The organism is Enterobacter vonholyi (assembly GCF_008364555.1).
GTDB classification, from domain to species: Bacteria; Pseudomonadota; Gammaproteobacteria; order Enterobacterales; family Enterobacteriaceae; genus Enterobacter; species Enterobacter vonholyi.
On sequence record NZ_VTUC01000007.1, the window covers coordinates 112233 to 127062 of the forward strand.

Sequence of the window (14830 nt, forward strand, 5' to 3'; positions counted from 1 at the left end):
ACTTATATCAAAGTATCTCTCTTTCCTTAGGGAAAAATTAAGACAGCGTTTACAACGCTATAAGACAACTAGCAGCCAATTGAAAAACAACAAGTTAATTTAATATTAAATATTTTTGATGTGATCTTCCGCAACATTTTGAAATGGGATGATTTAAACCATACATCAACAAACAAAAAAAAATCCCGGCCATTTCAAAATAATATGAAATAGCCGGGAACTTTTCTTTTTAGTTAATTGTCGCGCTTATTACAGGTTATCTGGAAAGTTTTTCGGTAATTCACTGGCCGCGCAGGCGATAACGCTTTCATTATTTGCACCGCAGTCGCGCACAAAGGTGATCGTGGCAAACTCATCAATCACTTCCGTTGGATACGCCGGGCCCGCATCGCGATAGCTATTCATCAGCGGAATATGGTCGTTCTGGAAGCAGACGGTTTTTTCCGGGTTGTTCATGACCCAGCGTGGGAAGAAGATGGTGCCGTGGAACAGTTTGTCGCCCAGGTTCACAATCAGGCTGACGTCGGTGCCGGTTGGCTCGGTCCAGGAAATTTTATAGATGCTCTCCCCTACCCGCACGATGTAAGCCTGCTGATCTTTCACCCAACGGTTGGCTACCAGACCGCTGTGAATACGGTAATCAAGCGTGGTCTCATTTTTGACGTAAATCTCGTAGTTCCAGCCGTTATCGTAGGTATATACAAGATGTTTACCAACAAAGCCGCTTAAGTCGTGTTTGTCGAAGGTGTTCATAAGATGTCTCCTTTGTTTTGATGAGACGATCGTACCCCTTCAAAAAATGAATGAATAACGCTATGTTTTAATCAAATTCATCCAAATTTTAGATAAATCATGCATAAGACGACGCTTGAACAATGGTCTTTACTGGCGAAAGTGGTCGAAGCGGGCAGCTTTGCCAAAGCCGCGGAAGAAACGCACCGCAGCCAGTCTTCGGTGAGCTATAACCTGTCGCTGCTGCAGGAGCGGCTGGGCGTGGCGCTCCTGGTGCCGGAAGGACGACGGGCGGTGTTAACGCCGGCAGGAGAACTGCTGCTCAACCAGGTTAAACCGCTGCTGAAAGCCTTTTCGTACGTTGAGACGCGCGCAGCGACCCTTCGCAACGGAATGCGCACACGGCTGGATCTGGTGGTGGACTCCATTTTCCCGCGCCGCCGCCTGTTCGCTATTCTACGTGAGTTCCAGCAGCAGTATCCGCAGACCCAGGTCCGTCTGACCGAGGTGCTGGAAAATACCCGCGCCGATGCCATTAACGACGAAGCCGATGTGATGGTCTTAACCCGCCGCCAGGACATTACCGGGCTCGGCGAATGGCTGATGAATATCGACTTTGTTGCCGTGGCCCATCATCAGCATCCTCTCTTTGACCTCGACGCACCTCTTAACGACGACATGCTACGCCCGTGGCCGCTTATCCAGATTGCGGACAGCCAGCCCGCCGCGCGCGCGGCCAGTGAGTCGTGGACATTTTCCACCATCGATGCCGCCATAGAGGCCGTGGTCTCTCAGGTCGGCTACGGCTGGCTGCCGGAGGAGCGCATCCAGACCCAGCTGGATCAGGGCGTGCTGAAACGCCTGCCGCTGAGCCACGGCGCACGCAGAGCAACGCCGCTACACCTGATTGTAAAGCGCTCTCTCGCCCCGCTTGATGAGCAGGTTGAGACGCTATTGCGCCTTTTTAGCCAGGAGCCACCATCCTCACCTGCTACGCTTTAAGGTCCGAACGTTAAAACGATAAGGAGCAGATGATGAAAATCGACTTTGCGGGGAAAGTGGCGCTGGTAACCGCCTCAACCGGCGGGATCGGATTCGCCATTGCCAGAGGTCTGGCAGAAAGCGGTGCGGAAGTGATCGTCAATGGCCGGAGCATGGAGTCGGTGAATAGAGGCATTCAGCAGCTGCAGCAGGTAGTGCCAGGCGTACAGGTGCGCGCCGCGATTGCCGATCTCAGTACGGCGGAAGGGGTAGAATCGCTGCTGAAGGTGGCGAATAACGTCGATATTCTGGTCAACAACGCCGGGATTTACGGTCCGCAGGATTTCTATGCCACCGACGATGAGACCTGGGAGCGTTACTGGCAGACCAACGTGATGTCCGGCGTACGCCTGTCCCGCGCCCTGCTGCCGGGCATGGTGCAGAAAGGCTGGGGACGCGTGGTGTTTATCTCCTCCGAGTCGGCCTGCAATATTCCGGCAGATATGATCCACTACGGCGTGACCAAAACGGCGCAGCTCTCGCTGGCGCGCGGGCTGGCGAAGTTCGTGGCGGGAAGCGGCGTGACGGTCAACAGCGTCTTGCCGGGGCCAACGATGTCTGACGGTTTCGCAGAGATGATGAAAGATGAAATCGAAAAAACCGGCAAATCGCTGGAGCAGCTGGCGAAAGAGTTTGTGATGGCCAACCGCCCCAGCTCGGTTATCCAGCGCGCGGCCACGGTTGAAGAGGTGGCCAATATGGTGATTTATGTCTGTTCGACCCAGGCCTCCGCCACCTCGGGCGCGGCGCTGCGCGTCGACGGTGGCGTCGTGGATGACATCATCTGATGCTGTCAGGCCGCGCTGCCTGCGACCCGACGAGCGGTAATATAGTGTGCTTGCCAGTAATCATCCGTCAGGGTTGAAACCGTTACGCCCTGGCTGCTTGAGGCGTGAATAAACTGGCTGTCGCCAATATAAACACCAACGTGCTTGCGGTTCGGACCCGTCTGGAAGAATACCAGGTCTCCGGGCCTCAGGCGGTATTGCGCCACCTGCACGCCGCGATGGATTTGCTCGTGCGTCGTGCGGGGTAAATTCAGGTGTGCCGCATCGCTGAACAGATGCTGCATCAGCGCGGAACAATCCACCCCGCGATGCGTGGTTCCGCCCCACCGGTACTGGGTGCCTTTCCATTTCTGGTATTGATCGAGAATACGCGAACGCAGCGGGCCTGTTTCCTGATGCACCAGCGCAGATTTCGCCGGTGATACTGCCAGCTCACTGTTCATCGATACCATCGACGCGGGAAGTTGAAAGCTAAACGCAGAAAACGAAGCAAAACTTAACGTGAGGATTGAAATAAGCGATCTAAGAGTCATATCAAGAAAGAAGTAGTGAGTGAATTTTTCCTTACCTGTGGGGTTCAATGGGTTCCCCTAAATATCTTGCGATGTGGCGATAATATAGACAGGTCGTTTTTTCGCCAATCCTTATCGAGGCCAAAAATAGACTGACTTTGAGATCGCAAGATCGAGAAAAAAATGGTGGGGATATAAGGACTGTCCAGCTAAAGCAGGTAAACTGATCCGCAGAATGTGTATTTCAGCTAAGACGTATTTATGACCAATATGATTGCCGACGAGACGGTGGCAAAATCTAACGTGCTCTCTGTCTTTGACTTTGACGGGACGTTAACGCACCACGACAGCTTTATTCCTTTCCTGCGTTTTGCCTTCGGTAAACGTTACTTCGCGGGCCGCCTGGTGCGTATGGCGCTGCCCACGCTCCACTGCGTGCGTCGCAAGCTGACGCGCGATGAGCTGAAGGAAGTGCTGATTAAAACGTTCCTGACGGGCGTGGATGAACACTGGTTGCGCCAGCAGGCGGAAGCGTTTTGCGAAAAATACTGGAACAAGCTGATGCGCCCCGAAGGGGTTCTGGCGGTGGCGGCTGAGGTGAATTCCGGTGCGGAAGTGACCATCTGTTCCGCATCCCCGGCGCTGGTGCTCCAGCCGTGGGCTGACAAACTGGGCATTAAGCTGATTGGCACGCAGCTGGAAGTGAAAGACGGCAAGCTGACGGGGCGCATCACGGGCAATAACTGCCGCTGCGCCCAGAAGGTGGCCAGGCTGGAAAAAGTGTATGGCGATCTCAACGCCTATCACCTGCGCGCCTGGGGTGACACCCGCGGCGACCACGAGCTGCTGGCGGCGGCGCAGGATCCGCACTGGCGGCACTTCCATCACCCGCGCAAGCGTCGGAATTCACCGATTAAGGGTTAGGTGCATTCTGGTGCCCTCACCCCGGCCCTCTCCCACAGGGAGAGGGAAAAAAACGATGCATCAGGCCTCACGTTTTCCCGGGAACATCACGCTCGCAATAATTCCCAGCGCCAGCACGCCCAATACCACAAACAGGCTGGCCGTGGCGCCAATGCTGTAACCGTGATGCCAGAAGTGATCGGTGGCATTTAACCCCAGCTTGAACGCCACGAAGAACAGCAGAAGCACCACCGCCTTCTCGAGATGCACCAGATACTGCTTCAGCGCTTCCAGCACGAAGTAAAGCGTACGCAGGCCAAGAATGGCGAACATCATGGCGCTGTAAATAATCAGCGGTTCGCGGCTCACGGCAATAATGGCCGGCACGGAGTCAAACGCGAACATCACGTCAGAGAGTTCGACGACGGCCACGCAAAGTAATAGCGGCGTCGCATAGCGCTTCGCCTTCTTCACGCGTCCGACCATCACGTCCTGGTTTTCCGGCTTTTCAAGCTCCGCATCCACCGCTTTCTGCGTCAGAATAAAGGCATTGCTGCTGATTTTTGGCCAGACCGGATAGAAGCGCTTCACCAGACGATAGGCGAGATGACCCGAGTAATCTTCCACTTCGTCACTCTCTTCATTGCGTCGGAGCATCATCACCGCCGTCCAGCCTACGACCAGCGCGAAAATAACCTCAACGTACGGCCCAAGGCTTAGCAGGCTGGTCCCGATAGCCACAAAGATGCCGCGGAAGACAATTGCCCCCAGCACGCCCCAGTAGAGCACGCGGTGACGGTACTTATCCGGCACGCCGAACCAGGCGAAGATCGCCATCATCACGAACAGGTTATCGACGGAAAGCACCTCTTCCAGCGCGTAGCCGGTGAGGAACAGGCTCGCCATCTCGGCGCCGTGGTGAACGTACAGGAACCCGGCGAAGGCCATCGCCATCATGACCCAGAAAACGGACCACATCGCCGCGCTTTTCAGCGAGATCGGTTTATCGTGACGGTGCATAAAGAGGTCGATAAACATCGCCCCAACGGCCATCACCACAAAGACAACAACGGTTTCAGTCGGGAAACCGAGATGAGCAGCAGACATACAAAACCCTTTTGGCAGACAAAACACAACACCATGCAAACTGGCGTAAACCAGGAACAGAAAAGGGTGGGCTGTTAATCAGCCTTTTCACCCTCAAAGCCGCAGCCCTGTCGGCTACGTAAAGAGGGGTGTACTTTACCTTACCAGGCGGGGATCGCGCATCTGCCGTTTAGGCGCTCATTCCGCGCAAGCGCTGCAGCACCGCCACCAGAACCGCTACAGACCAGCCTACCATCAACGCGCCCACCAGTCCCTCCACCCCGCCGATGAGCCGCCAGTGCTGGGGTAACGTGACGTCGCCGTACCCTACCGTCGCATAGCTCACCAGCGAAAAGTAGAAGCTGGTGTTCCAGTCATTAAACGCGTCGATGACAAAATAAAACGCCGCAAACAGCCCGGCTTCCAGGAGATGGGCGAAGATCATAGAGATCACGATACCGACATTGCGTAAAACAATGCGTACCGCAGAATCGACGTCTAATTTAATGAATTTTAAAACGCCAAACATCCACAGCGAATGAATCACCACGGTTAGGGTAAGCAAAATAATAATACTGAGTAGCTGCATGATGCGTGCTCTGACCAAAGGGAGTATGGCCCCGCGAGCGCGGCGAGGCATCTGGTCGAAGCTTAGTTGAATGGAGAGGAAAAGTTGGTGCAATAATTGCGTTGCGTGATTATTTCTCTAGCGACACGACCAGCTTGCGGCTGGTTAGCAGCTGAAAACGCTATATCCGCAGCGCACTATCTGTGAGTCACCTCTTATTTACATCATTTAAACCTTCCATTAACTGGATAAAAATAACGCGCCGTCGCTATAGTGGTTTTGTTTAATAAAACTAAGTTGTACCTAATAAAACCAAGAACACACCCTGCGAGGATACAATGACAGAACATTTACGTAACGGCGCGACCGCCACCGAGGACATAGAAAGAGAGACGATGCGGAAGGTGATCTGGCGTATTCTCCCGTTTCTGATTGTCAGTTACCTGGTCTCCATTATCGATCGCGGGAATATCGGCATGGCTTCGCTGCAGATGAATGAGGACCTTGGCCTCAGCAAAGCGGCGTTTGGCTTCGCCAGCAGCCTTTACTTCGTGGCCTATTTTTTGTTTGAGGTACCCAGTAATCTGGCCATGCAGAAAGTCGGCGCCCGGCTGTGGATCCCGCGCATTATGATCAGCTGGGGCATCGTCTCCATGGGCATGGCGCTGGTTCAAAACACCACGTCGCTCTATATCGTCCGTTTTCTTCTCGGGGCAGCGGAAGCAGGCTTCTTCCCAGGCGTCGTGCTGTATCTGACCTGGTGGATCCCTTCCCGCTACCGCGCGCGCATTATTGCGTCCTTTATGGTCGCCATCCCGCTCGCTAACTTCATCGGTTCCCCGCTTTCAGGATTGATACTGTCGCTGGATGGCTGGCTGGGTCTTCGCGGCTGGCATCTGCTGTTCATCATTGAAGGCTTACCTGCGGTGCTGCTGGGTATTGCGGCCTGGTTTATTCTCCGGGATCGCCCTCATCAGGCGAAATGGCTGAGCAATGAACAGAAAAAGTGGCTGGAAACCACGCTGGAAACCGAGCGTAGCCAGCAAAAGAACATTGGACACCAGACCACGTGGCAGTTGCTAAAGCATCGTCAGATCTGGCTGATGGCCCTGATTTACGCGGGTGCATCTTCCGCGGGCACCACCATCAGCGTCTGGTCTCCTCAACTGCTGAAATCCTTCCATCTCGATAATCTTGAGACAGGTCTGCTTAACGCCATTCCTTACGGCCTGGCATCGGTTCTGATGATTGTCTGGGGACGACACTCCGATCGCACCAACGAACGCCGCTGGCATACCGCGCTGACGCTGTTCATGATTGCTGCGGGCGTGTTCGCTGCCTTTGTAAGCGTCTCGCTCTTTGCCACTATCGTGATCCTGAGCATTATCCTGACGGGTGCGTATTCTATGAAAGGACCTTTCTGGGCGCTGGCATCCGGATGGATGAGCAGCTCCTCGGCAGCGGCGGGGCTGGCCGCGATTGGCGCCATCGCGAACCTGATTGGCGGGGCGGTAATGGTAAATGCCTACGGCATGATCAGCGAGAGAACGGGCAGCTACACGCTGGCTATGCTTCCGCTAGCCGCGCTTTGCCTGGCCGGGGGTATCGCGGTGCTCATTATGGGACGGCAGGCCCGCAACGCTCAGCTACACGAAAAACAGGTCACACATTAGTGATGACAGAAGCGGGACAAATGTCCCGCTTCTGCGTTTAAAGATTTTCTTCCGCCGCGTCGCTCGTTTCACCAAAGAACTGCTGACAGAAGGGCTTACTGGCTCCCATTTTCTGCGACAGACGGCTGGCCGCCGCCTTCATCAATGGCCCTATCTCCTTCTCACGACGATCTTCCGTCAGCCGTGAGATGGGGCCGGTCAGGGCTAACGCCGCAACCAGCTTGTCGTGAACGCCGAAGACGGGCATCGCAAACGCCGCGGTGTGGGGATCGCGTGCGCCTGACGTATAGAAAGGGAGTTCTGCTTCTCCCTCCGGCAGGCTTTCATTGAGCCCCCAATGGCGCAAGACCTTACTAATGGCCGAATTATCGAGCGGGAACTGGCTGCCGGGAAGATTGCTGTGTCGCAGGCCGTGCGACGCTTCCGCGCGAAACAGGCAAAGGCGCTGCCCACCCTCCAGCACATACCAGCTGGCACTCTCCTGAGACGCCAGGGAGAGCGCCTGAAGCTCTGGCTGAACCACCCGCGAAAGATGGAAAGATTGTTCATACAGCTTGCCGAGGTAAAGCAGACGTGGGCCAAGCGCATAATTGCCGTCTTCATGCCTGACGACGTAATTCATCCGTTCAAGAGAATTCATCAGGCGGTAAACCGTGGTTTTGTGATAACCCGACAGCTGTGCCAGCGCGGTCAGCGTCAGGCTCTCATCTCCAGGACGGAAGCAATCCAGTAAAGCCAGCGCTTTTTCAACCGCTACAACGCCTTCATTCCCCATCATTATCTCCTTGTTAGCCCGGCAGTGAGTGTACCTCAAATTTTGTGAGTCACTTCGTGTTTACATCACAAACGCCACCTCGGGTCTGGCTAAAAGGAAAGCAACACCGCTATAGTTGTTTTGTTCTGTACACCTGCATTGTACTCAGTAAAACAATATGGAGACATTCATGTCCGTTTCTGAAAAAAAACCGATTAATCGCCAGTTCGAACGCGTTTCTGCCGAGGATGTTCGTCGGGCAGCCGAGTATCAGGCAGCCATTCTGGCCGACGTGGCCGGTCGCCGCGGTACGCTTCACGGCCGCATCAAACCGCTGGCCCCACACATGTCCGTTGCGGGTCCAGCCATCACCGTGGAAGTCCGTCCGGGGGATAATCTGGCGATTCATGCCGCGATGGCGGTTGCGCAGCCCGGCGATGTCCTGGTCGTCGATGGCAAAGGCGACCTGAGCTGCGCGCTGCTGGGCGAAATCATGGCTACTCAGGCTCAGGCAAGCGGCATTGCGGGCATCATTATTGACGGCGCTGTACGTGACGCCGATTCTCTGAGCAAAGGCCACTACCCTGTCTTTTCTGCCGGCCTGAACCCCTGCGGCCCGACAAAGTTAATTTCTGGCCGGGTTAATCATCCCATTTCAGTCGCCGGGGCGACGGTTCAGGCCGGGGATCTGGTTGTGGCGGATATCGACGGCGTGGTCGTCATCCCGCGCGATGAGGTTCAGCAGGTTATCGCGCTGGCAAAAGAAAAGCTTGAGATGGAGACCCGGCGTCTTGCTGCCATCCGTGAAGGCGATTTGCGTCCACACTGGCTTGATGACGCGCTTCGTAAGGCCGGTATGTTGACCGACGGGGAGACGCTGTGATGGGGGGCAAAGACGTAGTTCTGGTTACCGGAAGCGACCTGGCGGAGCAGGCCATGGTGATTTTGCAGGGCTTTGAGGTGGTGTTTGCGGGCCGCCAGCCGACAGAAGATGACCTGATCGCGCTGTGTGAACGACACAATCCTGTGGCGATCCTGGTACGTTACGGCAGGATCACCGCGAAGGTTATGGATGCCGCCCCGGCTCTGCAGGTTATTTCCAAGCACGGAAGCGGGATCGATGTGATAGACCAGACGGCAGCGGCCGAACGCAATATCGCCGTCCGCGCGGCCCCAGGCGCAAACGCGGCGGCAGTGGCTGAACATACCTGGGCGCTGATCCTCGCCTGCGCAAAGTCCGTGGTGCCTCTGGACAAGCGGTTACGGGACGGGCACTGGGATAAGGCGACGCATAAATCCATTGAGCTGGAGGGCTTAACGCTGGGGCTAATCGGATTGGGCGCTATCGGCTCGCGCGTGGCGACTATTGGTCACGCCTTCGGCATGAAGGTGCTGGCTTACGATCCCTATGCTAAGTCCATGCCTGCCCTGTGCGAACGCGCAGAGACGCTGACCGGACTTCTTTCCCGTTCCGATGTCATCTCTTTGCACTGTCCGCTAACCGATGAGAATCGCGGGATGATCAATAGCGAGACGCTTGCACACTGCAAGCGGAACGCCATTCTGGTCAATACGGCACGCGGCGGACTGATCCACAGTGAATCGTTACTGGCGGCGCTCCAGGATGGCACGCTGCACAGCGCAGCGCTGGACAGCTTTCCCCACGAGCCGCTGACCGCGCCACATCTCTGGCAGTCCGTAGAAAACGTGGTTATTTCACCGCATATTGGCGGCGTTACCGCAGCGTCATACATCAAGATGGGGACCGTGGCCGCGAGCAATATTCTGGCCGTGATGGACGTCACCACCGTCAGCCCGTAAAGCCAACCGCGACGAGTGGCAGCGCGCTTATGTCACTTGTCTTCTGCCAGCGCCTGAGCACACGCCCAGGCACTTGCCCATGCCCACTGGAAGTTGTACCCGCCGAGCCAGCCGGTCACGTCCATCACTTCGCCAATAAAATAGAGCCCCGGCACGTTGCGCGCTTCCATGGTGCGGGAAGAGAGCTCATTCGTGTCGACCCCGCCCAGCGTAACTTCCGCGGTGCGGTAGCCTTCCGTGCCGTTTGGCTGCACGCGCCAGTTTGTCAGGGTCTCCACCAGAACATTCTGCTCGCGGCTGTTAAGCTGCTTGAGCGACACGTCGGGGATCTGCCCCAGCACCTGCAAACATTCCACCAGACGTTTTGGTAGCTGCATTGCCAGGGTATTTTTCAGGCTCTGGTTCGGGTGTGCGGTACGCTGCTCGTTAAGGAACGCGTCGAGATCGCAATCGGGGAGCAGGTTAACCGTGACGAATTCCCCCGGCTGCCAGTAGCTTGAGATTTGCAGTACCGCAGGGCCGGAGAGGCCGCGATGGGTAAAGAGCAGGTTTTCACGGAACACGGTCCCGTCTTCGGCGGTAATGACGGAGGGAACGGACACGCCGGACAGCGTCTGAAGCTGCTCGAGAAGCGGCTTATGCAGCGTGAACGGCACCAGCCCGGCGCGCGTCGGCAGGACTTTCAGGCCAAACTGCTCGGCGATTTTATAGCCGAACGGGGAAGCGCCCAGCCCCGGCATGGACAGGCCGCCGCTGGCAATCACCAGATTATCGGCGCTGACGGTTTCGCCGTTGAGCTGCAGCGTGTAGCCCTGGTCGTCGCGGGAAACCTCCAGCACCTCGGTGCGCAGGCGCATGACCACGCCGCCCTTCTCGCACTCGGCCACCAGCATATCGACAATCTGCTGCGCGGAGTCGTCGCAGAACAGCTGTCCCAGCGTTTTTTCATGCCATGCGATACCGTGCTTACCGACCAGGTCGATAAAGTCCCACTGGGTATAACGCGCCAGCGCAGATTTACAAAAATGACGGTTTTGGCTCAAATAGGCCGCGGGTTCAACATATAGATTAGTAAAGTTGCAGCGCCCGCCGCCGGACATCAGGATCTTACGGCCTGGCTTTTTACCGTTATCCAGCAGCAGCACGCGACGACCCGCCTGTCCGGCCATTGCCGCAAAAAACATCCCCGCCGCACCGGCGCCAATTACCACGGCATCAAACCTTTCCACGTCAAAACCCTCTTTGTTAACTGCCGCGGATTGTAAAGTTTCCTATGTGGTCACACCAGCGTAAAAAGATATTACAAAGGCATTTCATTGAAATTTAAAGAATATCCTTTCTGGCCCTTTTCTCAAATCAGGTGGTATGTCAAAAAAAGTCTATATTTCACTTTGCCCGCCGCGCATTTGTCCTGGATAATGCGCCGCGTTCATGTCCTCAAAATGGCGTAACGTCCTATGCTACATTTGTTTGCCGGCCTGGATTTACATACCGGGCTTTTATTATTGCTTGCTCTGGTTTTTGTACTGTTTTACGAAGCGATCAACGGCTTCCACGACACTGCAAACGCAGTAGCGACGGTTATCTACACTCGCGCAATGCGATCGCAGCTTGCGGTTGTTATGGCGGCAGTATTTAACTTTTTTGGTGTCCTCCTGGGCGGGCTGAGCGTTGCGTATGCGATTGTGCATATGCTGCCAACGGATCTGCTGCTTAACGTTAGTTCTGGCCATGGCCTCGCTATGGTGTTCTCAATGCTGCTTGCTGCAATTATCTGGAACCTCGGTACCTGGTATTTCGGCCTGCCTGCATCCAGTTCTCACACCCTCATCGGCGCGATTATCGGTATCGGGTTAACCAACGCCCTCATGACCGGTACCTCGGTTGTTGATGCGTTAAATATCCCGAAAGTACTGGGGATCTTTGCCTCTCTCATCGTCTCCCCTATCGTGGGTCTGGTGGTGGCGGGCGGGCTGATCTTCATCCTGCGTCGTTACTGGAGCAATACCAAAAAACGCTCCCGTATTCACCTGACGCCGGCAGAGCGTGAAAAGAAAGACGGCAAGAAAAAGCCGCCATTCTGGACGCGTATTGCCCTGATCATTTCCGCTATCGGCGTGGCTTTCTCACACGGCGCGAACGATGGTCAGAAAGGCATTGGTCTGGTGATGCTGGTACTGATCGGTGTTGCTCCGGCAGGCTTCGTGGTTAACATGAACGCCTCCGGCTACGAAATTACCCGTACCCGCGATGCGGTCAACAACGTTGAAACTTATTTCCAGCAGCACCCTGAGCTGCTGAAAAAAGCGACCGGCGTTGACCAGCTGATCCCTTCTCCGGAAGCCGGTGCCACGACTGCACCTGGCGAGTTCCACTGCCATCCGGCAAACGCGATTAACGCGCTGGAACGTGCCAAAGGGATGCTGGGCAATATCGAAAGTTATGACAAACTGACCGTTGAGCAGCGTGGTCAGCTGCGTCGCATTATGCTGTGCATCTCTGATGTGACGGATAAAGTGGCGAAGCTGCCTGACGTGAATGTTGACGACCAGCGTCTGCTGAAGAAACTGAAAGGCGATATGCTCAACACCATTGAGTACGCGCCAATCTGGATCATCATGGCCGTCGCGCTGGCGCTCGGTATCGGTACGATGATTGGCTGGCGTCGTGTGGCGACCACCATCGGCGAGAAGATCGGTAAGAAAGGCATGACCTATGCGCAGGGCATGTCCGCGCAGATGACGGCGGCAGTGTCTATCGGTCTGGCGAGCTACACCGGTATGCCGGTATCCACCACCCACGTACTCTCCTCGTCCGTAGCAGGTACCATGATTGTTGACGGTGGCGGCCTGCAGCGCAAAACCGTGACCAACATTCTGATGGCCTGGGTGTTCACCCTTCCGGCATCCATCCTGCTCTCTGGCGGGCTGTACTGGATTTCGCTGAAGCTGATTTAATCGGTTGAAGGCGACAAAAAAGCGGGTCAGTTTCCTGACCCGCTTTTTTTATGCTCAGTGCCAAATCATCAATGCAATCATGCTGACCACGACCAGGCCACACAGGGCGCTGGTCAAAATGAACTGACGACGCAGGCGCTCGCAGCGACGGATAAATTCTTCGTCGTGATGATCGCGGTAGCGCTGGTAGTAGATGTATCCCACCAGACGCATCTGTTTGCTGGGCTGTCCATGCGAGGTGAAGAACCCTCCACCGTCCACATACTGATAAAGCAACGGATCGCAACCACGAAGTACCACTAACAGCGCACGTAACGATGAGAAGTAGCGCGCCATATTCACTATGCAAACCACGCATAACGCCCAAAACAATGCGACGGTGCTAATCATACATCCTCCCCGGCGTCCGCCCACGAAGCAAGGCTTCTGAGCTACCGCACCCCAATGCCCTGACAGACAGTTCAGTGAAAGAATGACCAAAAGTCGATCCGGTTCGCGTTTTAATATCCGAACGGCTCATTTAATAGTGTAGGAGATCCGTTAATTTTTTTGCCACAAGGTTAATCGTTATCAACACCAAAGCTTGAAAAATATGTTTAACTGGGCCGTAATGAAAGCATCAGACGACGGCTTTCCTATTTAGTCATCGATAACTTAAGGAAGGAGTAACACTATGGCTTACAAACACATTCTCATCGCGGTAGACCTCTCTCCGGAGAGCAAAGTGCTGGTTGATAAAGCGGTATCCATGGCACGTCCCTACAACGCGAAAGTTTCGCTGATTCACGTTGATGTGAATTACTCCGACCTCTACACCGGTCTGATCGACGTCAATTTAGGCGACATGCAGAAGCGTATCTCCGAAGAGACGCACCACGCCCTGAGCGAACTCTCCACCAACGCGGGCTATCCGATTACCGAAACCCTGAGCGGCAGCGGCGACCTGGGCCAGGTATTGGTTGATGCGATCAAGAAATACGACATGGACCTGGTGGTGTGCGGTCACCATCAGGACTTCTGGAGCAAGCTGATGTCTTCCGCTCGCCAGCTGATTAATACCGTTCACGTGGATATGCTGATTGTTCCACTGCGTGACGAAGAAGACGAGTAAGCGCAAAAAAGCCCGGTGGCGCTAACGCTTAACGGGCCTACAAGGTAAAAGCAAAACGGCAACATAGTTGCCGTTTTTAGTGTTTGTTCCCTCTCCCTGTGGGAGAGGGTTAGGGCATCAGCCCGCACTATTCCGGTGTCCCCGAATAAATATCAAACCGGTGCCCTTTGGTGGTCACCGCGTTAGTGGTCGCCACGTCCGCCAGCGGCGGCGCATAGTCAGGGCGCTTCACCACCACCCGCTTCGTCGCCAGCTGACGAGCCGGCTCCAGCAGGCCATCCGCATCCAGATCAGGCCCCACCAGAGACTGAAACACCCGCATCTCTTTCTTCACCAGCGCGCTTTTCTGCTTGTGCGGGAACATCGGGTCGAGATAGACCACCTGTGGGCGCGGGGTGATATCGGTCAGCGCCGTCAGGCTGGAGGCGTGAATCAGCTGCAATCGTTCCTGCAACCACGGGCCGATTTCCGGGTCCGCATAGCCTCGCGTCAGCCCGTCGTCGAGCAGCGCAGCGACCACCGGATTACGCTCCAGCATCCGCACGCGACAGCCAACAGACGCCAGCACAAACGCATCGCGCCCCAGCCCCGCAGTGGCATCGACCACGTCCGGGAGGTAGCTCCCTTTGATGCCAACCGCTTTGGCCACCGCTTCACCACGACCGCCACCGAACTTGCGCCGGTGCGCCATCGCGCCGCCGACAAAATCGACGAAAATCCCGCCGAGCTTCGGTTCATCGCGCTTACGTAATTCGAGATGTTCTGGTGTCATCACCAGCGCCATCAGGTTATCTTCATCATGTTCCAGCCCCCAGCGGGCGGCCAGAACAGATAAGGCGCCGTCTCCGGCGCCCGTTTCATCCACTAAGCAGATCTTCACGTAA

At 55.5% G+C, this 14830-nt stretch carries 16 protein-coding genes; 8 read left to right on the plus strand and 8 right to left on the minus strand.

The window, feature by feature from the left end:
• Positions 1-249: 249 nt before the first annotated feature.
• On the minus strand, positions 250-753 hold the full coding sequence (locus F0319_RS13460; RefSeq protein WP_008503103.1) for a phenolic acid decarboxylase: 504 nt from the start codon (positions 751-753) through the stop codon (positions 250-252).
• A 99-nt stretch (positions 754-852) separates the two neighbouring features.
• Between F0319_RS13460 and F0319_RS13465 the strand changes: the two genes are divergently transcribed.
• Positions 853-1734 (plus strand): LysR family transcriptional regulator, encoded by an 882-nt coding sequence (locus F0319_RS13465; protein WP_149367179.1) that lies wholly within the window; start codon positions 853-855, stop codon positions 1732-1734.
• 32 nt (positions 1735-1766) lie between these two features.
• Positions 1767-2561 carry an SDR family NAD(P)-dependent oxidoreductase gene (locus F0319_RS13470; protein WP_111963723.1) on the plus strand — a complete coding sequence of 265 codons (795 nt, stop codon included), beginning with the start codon at positions 1767-1769 and terminating at the stop codon, positions 2559-2561.
• Between the two features lie 5 nt (positions 2562-2566).
• Here the strand turns inward: F0319_RS13470 and F0319_RS13475 are convergent, their stop codons facing one another.
• Complete coding sequence (locus F0319_RS13475; protein WP_111963722.1) at positions 2567-3094, minus strand: NlpC/P60 family protein; 528 nt, start codon at positions 3092-3094, stop codon at positions 2567-2569.
• A gap of 240 nt (positions 3095-3334) precedes the next feature.
• On the opposite strand from F0319_RS13475, the gene F0319_RS13480 reads away from it, so the two are divergent.
• Positions 3335-3997, plus strand: coding sequence for an HAD family hydrolase (locus F0319_RS13480; RefSeq protein ID WP_111963721.1), 663 nt, complete (start codon positions 3335-3337; stop codon positions 3995-3997).
• A gap of 60 nt (positions 3998-4057) precedes the next feature.
• On the opposite strand, the gene F0319_RS13485 is transcribed toward F0319_RS13480, so the two are convergent.
• Positions 4058-5083, minus strand: coding sequence for a TerC/Alx family metal homeostasis membrane protein (locus tag F0319_RS13485; RefSeq protein ID WP_149367180.1), 1026 nt, complete (start codon positions 5081-5083; stop codon positions 4058-4060).
• A gap of 169 nt (positions 5084-5252) precedes the next feature.
• Positions 5253-5651 (minus strand): potassium channel family protein, encoded by a 399-nt coding sequence (locus tag F0319_RS13490; RefSeq protein ID WP_115876818.1) that lies wholly within the window; start codon positions 5649-5651, stop codon positions 5253-5255.
• A 317-nt stretch (positions 5652-5968) separates the two neighbouring features.
• Between F0319_RS13490 and F0319_RS13495 the strand changes: the two genes are divergently transcribed.
• Positions 5969-7303 carry an MFS transporter gene (locus F0319_RS13495; RefSeq protein WP_149367181.1) on the plus strand — a complete coding sequence of 445 codons (1335 nt, stop codon included), beginning with the start codon at positions 5969-5971 and terminating at the stop codon, positions 7301-7303.
• 37 nt (positions 7304-7340) lie between these two features.
• Here F0319_RS13495 and F0319_RS13500 read toward each other — a convergent pair whose 3' ends face one another.
• On the minus strand, positions 7341-8078 hold the full coding sequence (locus tag F0319_RS13500; RefSeq protein WP_111963718.1) for an IclR family transcriptional regulator: 738 nt from the start codon (positions 8076-8078) through the stop codon (positions 7341-7343).
• 169 nt (positions 8079-8247) lie between these two features.
• Between F0319_RS13500 and F0319_RS13505 the strand changes: the two genes are divergently transcribed.
• Together F0319_RS13505 and F0319_RS13510 are read left to right on the plus strand one after the other, a co-directional pair.
• Entirely contained in the window at positions 8248-8940 is a 693-nt protein-coding gene (locus F0319_RS13505) for an RraA family protein (protein WP_115876815.1), read from the plus strand.
• Positions 8940-9878, plus strand: a complete 939-nt coding sequence (locus F0319_RS13510; protein ID WP_149367182.1) for an NAD(P)-dependent oxidoreductase — start codon at positions 8940-8942, stop codon at positions 9876-9878. The genes F0319_RS13505 and F0319_RS13510 overlap by 1 nt, the downstream gene beginning before the upstream one ends.
• Before the next feature lie 32 nt (positions 9879-9910).
• Here F0319_RS13510 and F0319_RS13515 read toward each other — a convergent pair whose 3' ends face one another.
• Positions 9911-11107 (minus strand): BaiN/RdsA family NAD(P)/FAD-dependent oxidoreductase, encoded by a 1197-nt coding sequence (locus F0319_RS13515; RefSeq protein WP_149367183.1) that lies wholly within the window; start codon positions 11105-11107, stop codon positions 9911-9913.
• Between the two features lie 228 nt (positions 11108-11335).
• Between F0319_RS13515 and pitA the strand changes: the two genes are divergently transcribed.
• Positions 11336-12835: an inorganic phosphate transporter PitA gene (pitA, locus tag F0319_RS13520; protein ID WP_127732547.1), complete on the plus strand. Its 1500-nt coding sequence runs from the start codon at positions 11336-11338 to the stop codon at positions 12833-12835.
• A 54-nt stretch (positions 12836-12889) separates the two neighbouring features.
• Here the strand turns inward: pitA and uspB are convergent, their stop codons facing one another.
• Positions 12890-13225 (minus strand): universal stress protein UspB, encoded by a 336-nt coding sequence (uspB, locus tag F0319_RS13525; protein WP_003861224.1) that lies wholly within the window; start codon positions 13223-13225, stop codon positions 12890-12892.
• 283 nt (positions 13226-13508) lie between these two features.
• Here uspB and uspA point away from each other — a divergent pair, with 283 nt between their 5' ends.
• Positions 13509-13946, plus strand: coding sequence for a universal stress protein UspA (gene uspA / locus F0319_RS13530; protein ID WP_003861223.1), 438 nt, complete (start codon positions 13509-13511; stop codon positions 13944-13946).
• 127 nt (positions 13947-14073) lie between these two features.
• Here uspA and rsmJ read toward each other — a convergent pair whose 3' ends face one another.
• Entirely contained in the window at positions 14074-14826 is a 753-nt protein-coding gene (gene rsmJ / locus F0319_RS13535; RefSeq protein WP_017384177.1) for a 16S rRNA (guanine(1516)-N(2))-methyltransferase RsmJ, read from the minus strand.
• Between the last annotated feature and the right edge of the window lie 4 nt (positions 14827-14830).

What these genes read in the sequence shown, in the direction of transcription:
- F0319_RS13480 (WP_111963721.1), top strand. Translation starts at nt 3,335, where the DNA reads ATGACCAATATGATTGCCGACGAGACGGTGGCAAAATCTAACGTGCTC.
- F0319_RS13510 (WP_149367182.1), top strand. Translation starts at nt 8,940, where the DNA reads ATGGGGGGCAAAGACGTAGTTCTGGTTACCGGAAGCGACCTGGCGGAG.
- pitA (WP_127732547.1), top strand. Translation starts at nt 11,336, where the DNA reads ATGCTACATTTGTTTGCCGGCCTGGATTTACATACCGGGCTTTTATTA.
- F0319_RS13475 (WP_111963722.1), bottom strand. Translation starts at nt 3,094, where the DNA reads ATGACTCTTAGATCGCTTATTTCAATCCTCACGTTAAGTTTTGCTTCG.
- uspA (WP_003861223.1), top strand. Translation starts at nt 13,509, where the DNA reads ATGGCTTACAAACACATTCTCATCGCGGTAGACCTCTCTCCGGAGAGC.
- F0319_RS13460 (WP_008503103.1), bottom strand. Translation starts at nt 753, where the DNA reads ATGAACACCTTCGACAAACACGACTTAAGCGGCTTTGTTGGTAAACAT.
- uspB (WP_003861224.1), bottom strand. Translation starts at nt 13,225, where the DNA reads ATGATTAGCACCGTCGCATTGTTTTGGGCGTTATGCGTGGTTTGCATA.
- F0319_RS13465 (WP_149367179.1), top strand. Translation starts at nt 853, where the DNA reads ATGCATAAGACGACGCTTGAACAATGGTCTTTACTGGCGAAAGTGGTC.
- F0319_RS13470 (WP_111963723.1), top strand. Translation starts at nt 1,767, where the DNA reads ATGAAAATCGACTTTGCGGGGAAAGTGGCGCTGGTAACCGCCTCAACC.
- F0319_RS13500 (WP_111963718.1), bottom strand. Translation starts at nt 8,078, where the DNA reads ATGGGGAATGAAGGCGTTGTAGCGGTTGAAAAAGCGCTGGCTTTACTG.
- F0319_RS13485 (WP_149367180.1), bottom strand. Translation starts at nt 5,083, where the DNA reads ATGTCTGCTGCTCATCTCGGTTTCCCGACTGAAACCGTTGTTGTCTTT.
- F0319_RS13495 (WP_149367181.1), top strand. Translation starts at nt 5,969, where the DNA reads ATGACAGAACATTTACGTAACGGCGCGACCGCCACCGAGGACATAGAA.
- F0319_RS13490 (WP_115876818.1), bottom strand. Translation starts at nt 5,651, where the DNA reads ATGCAGCTACTCAGTATTATTATTTTGCTTACCCTAACCGTGGTGATT.
- F0319_RS13505 (WP_115876815.1), top strand. Translation starts at nt 8,248, where the DNA reads ATGTCCGTTTCTGAAAAAAAACCGATTAATCGCCAGTTCGAACGCGTT.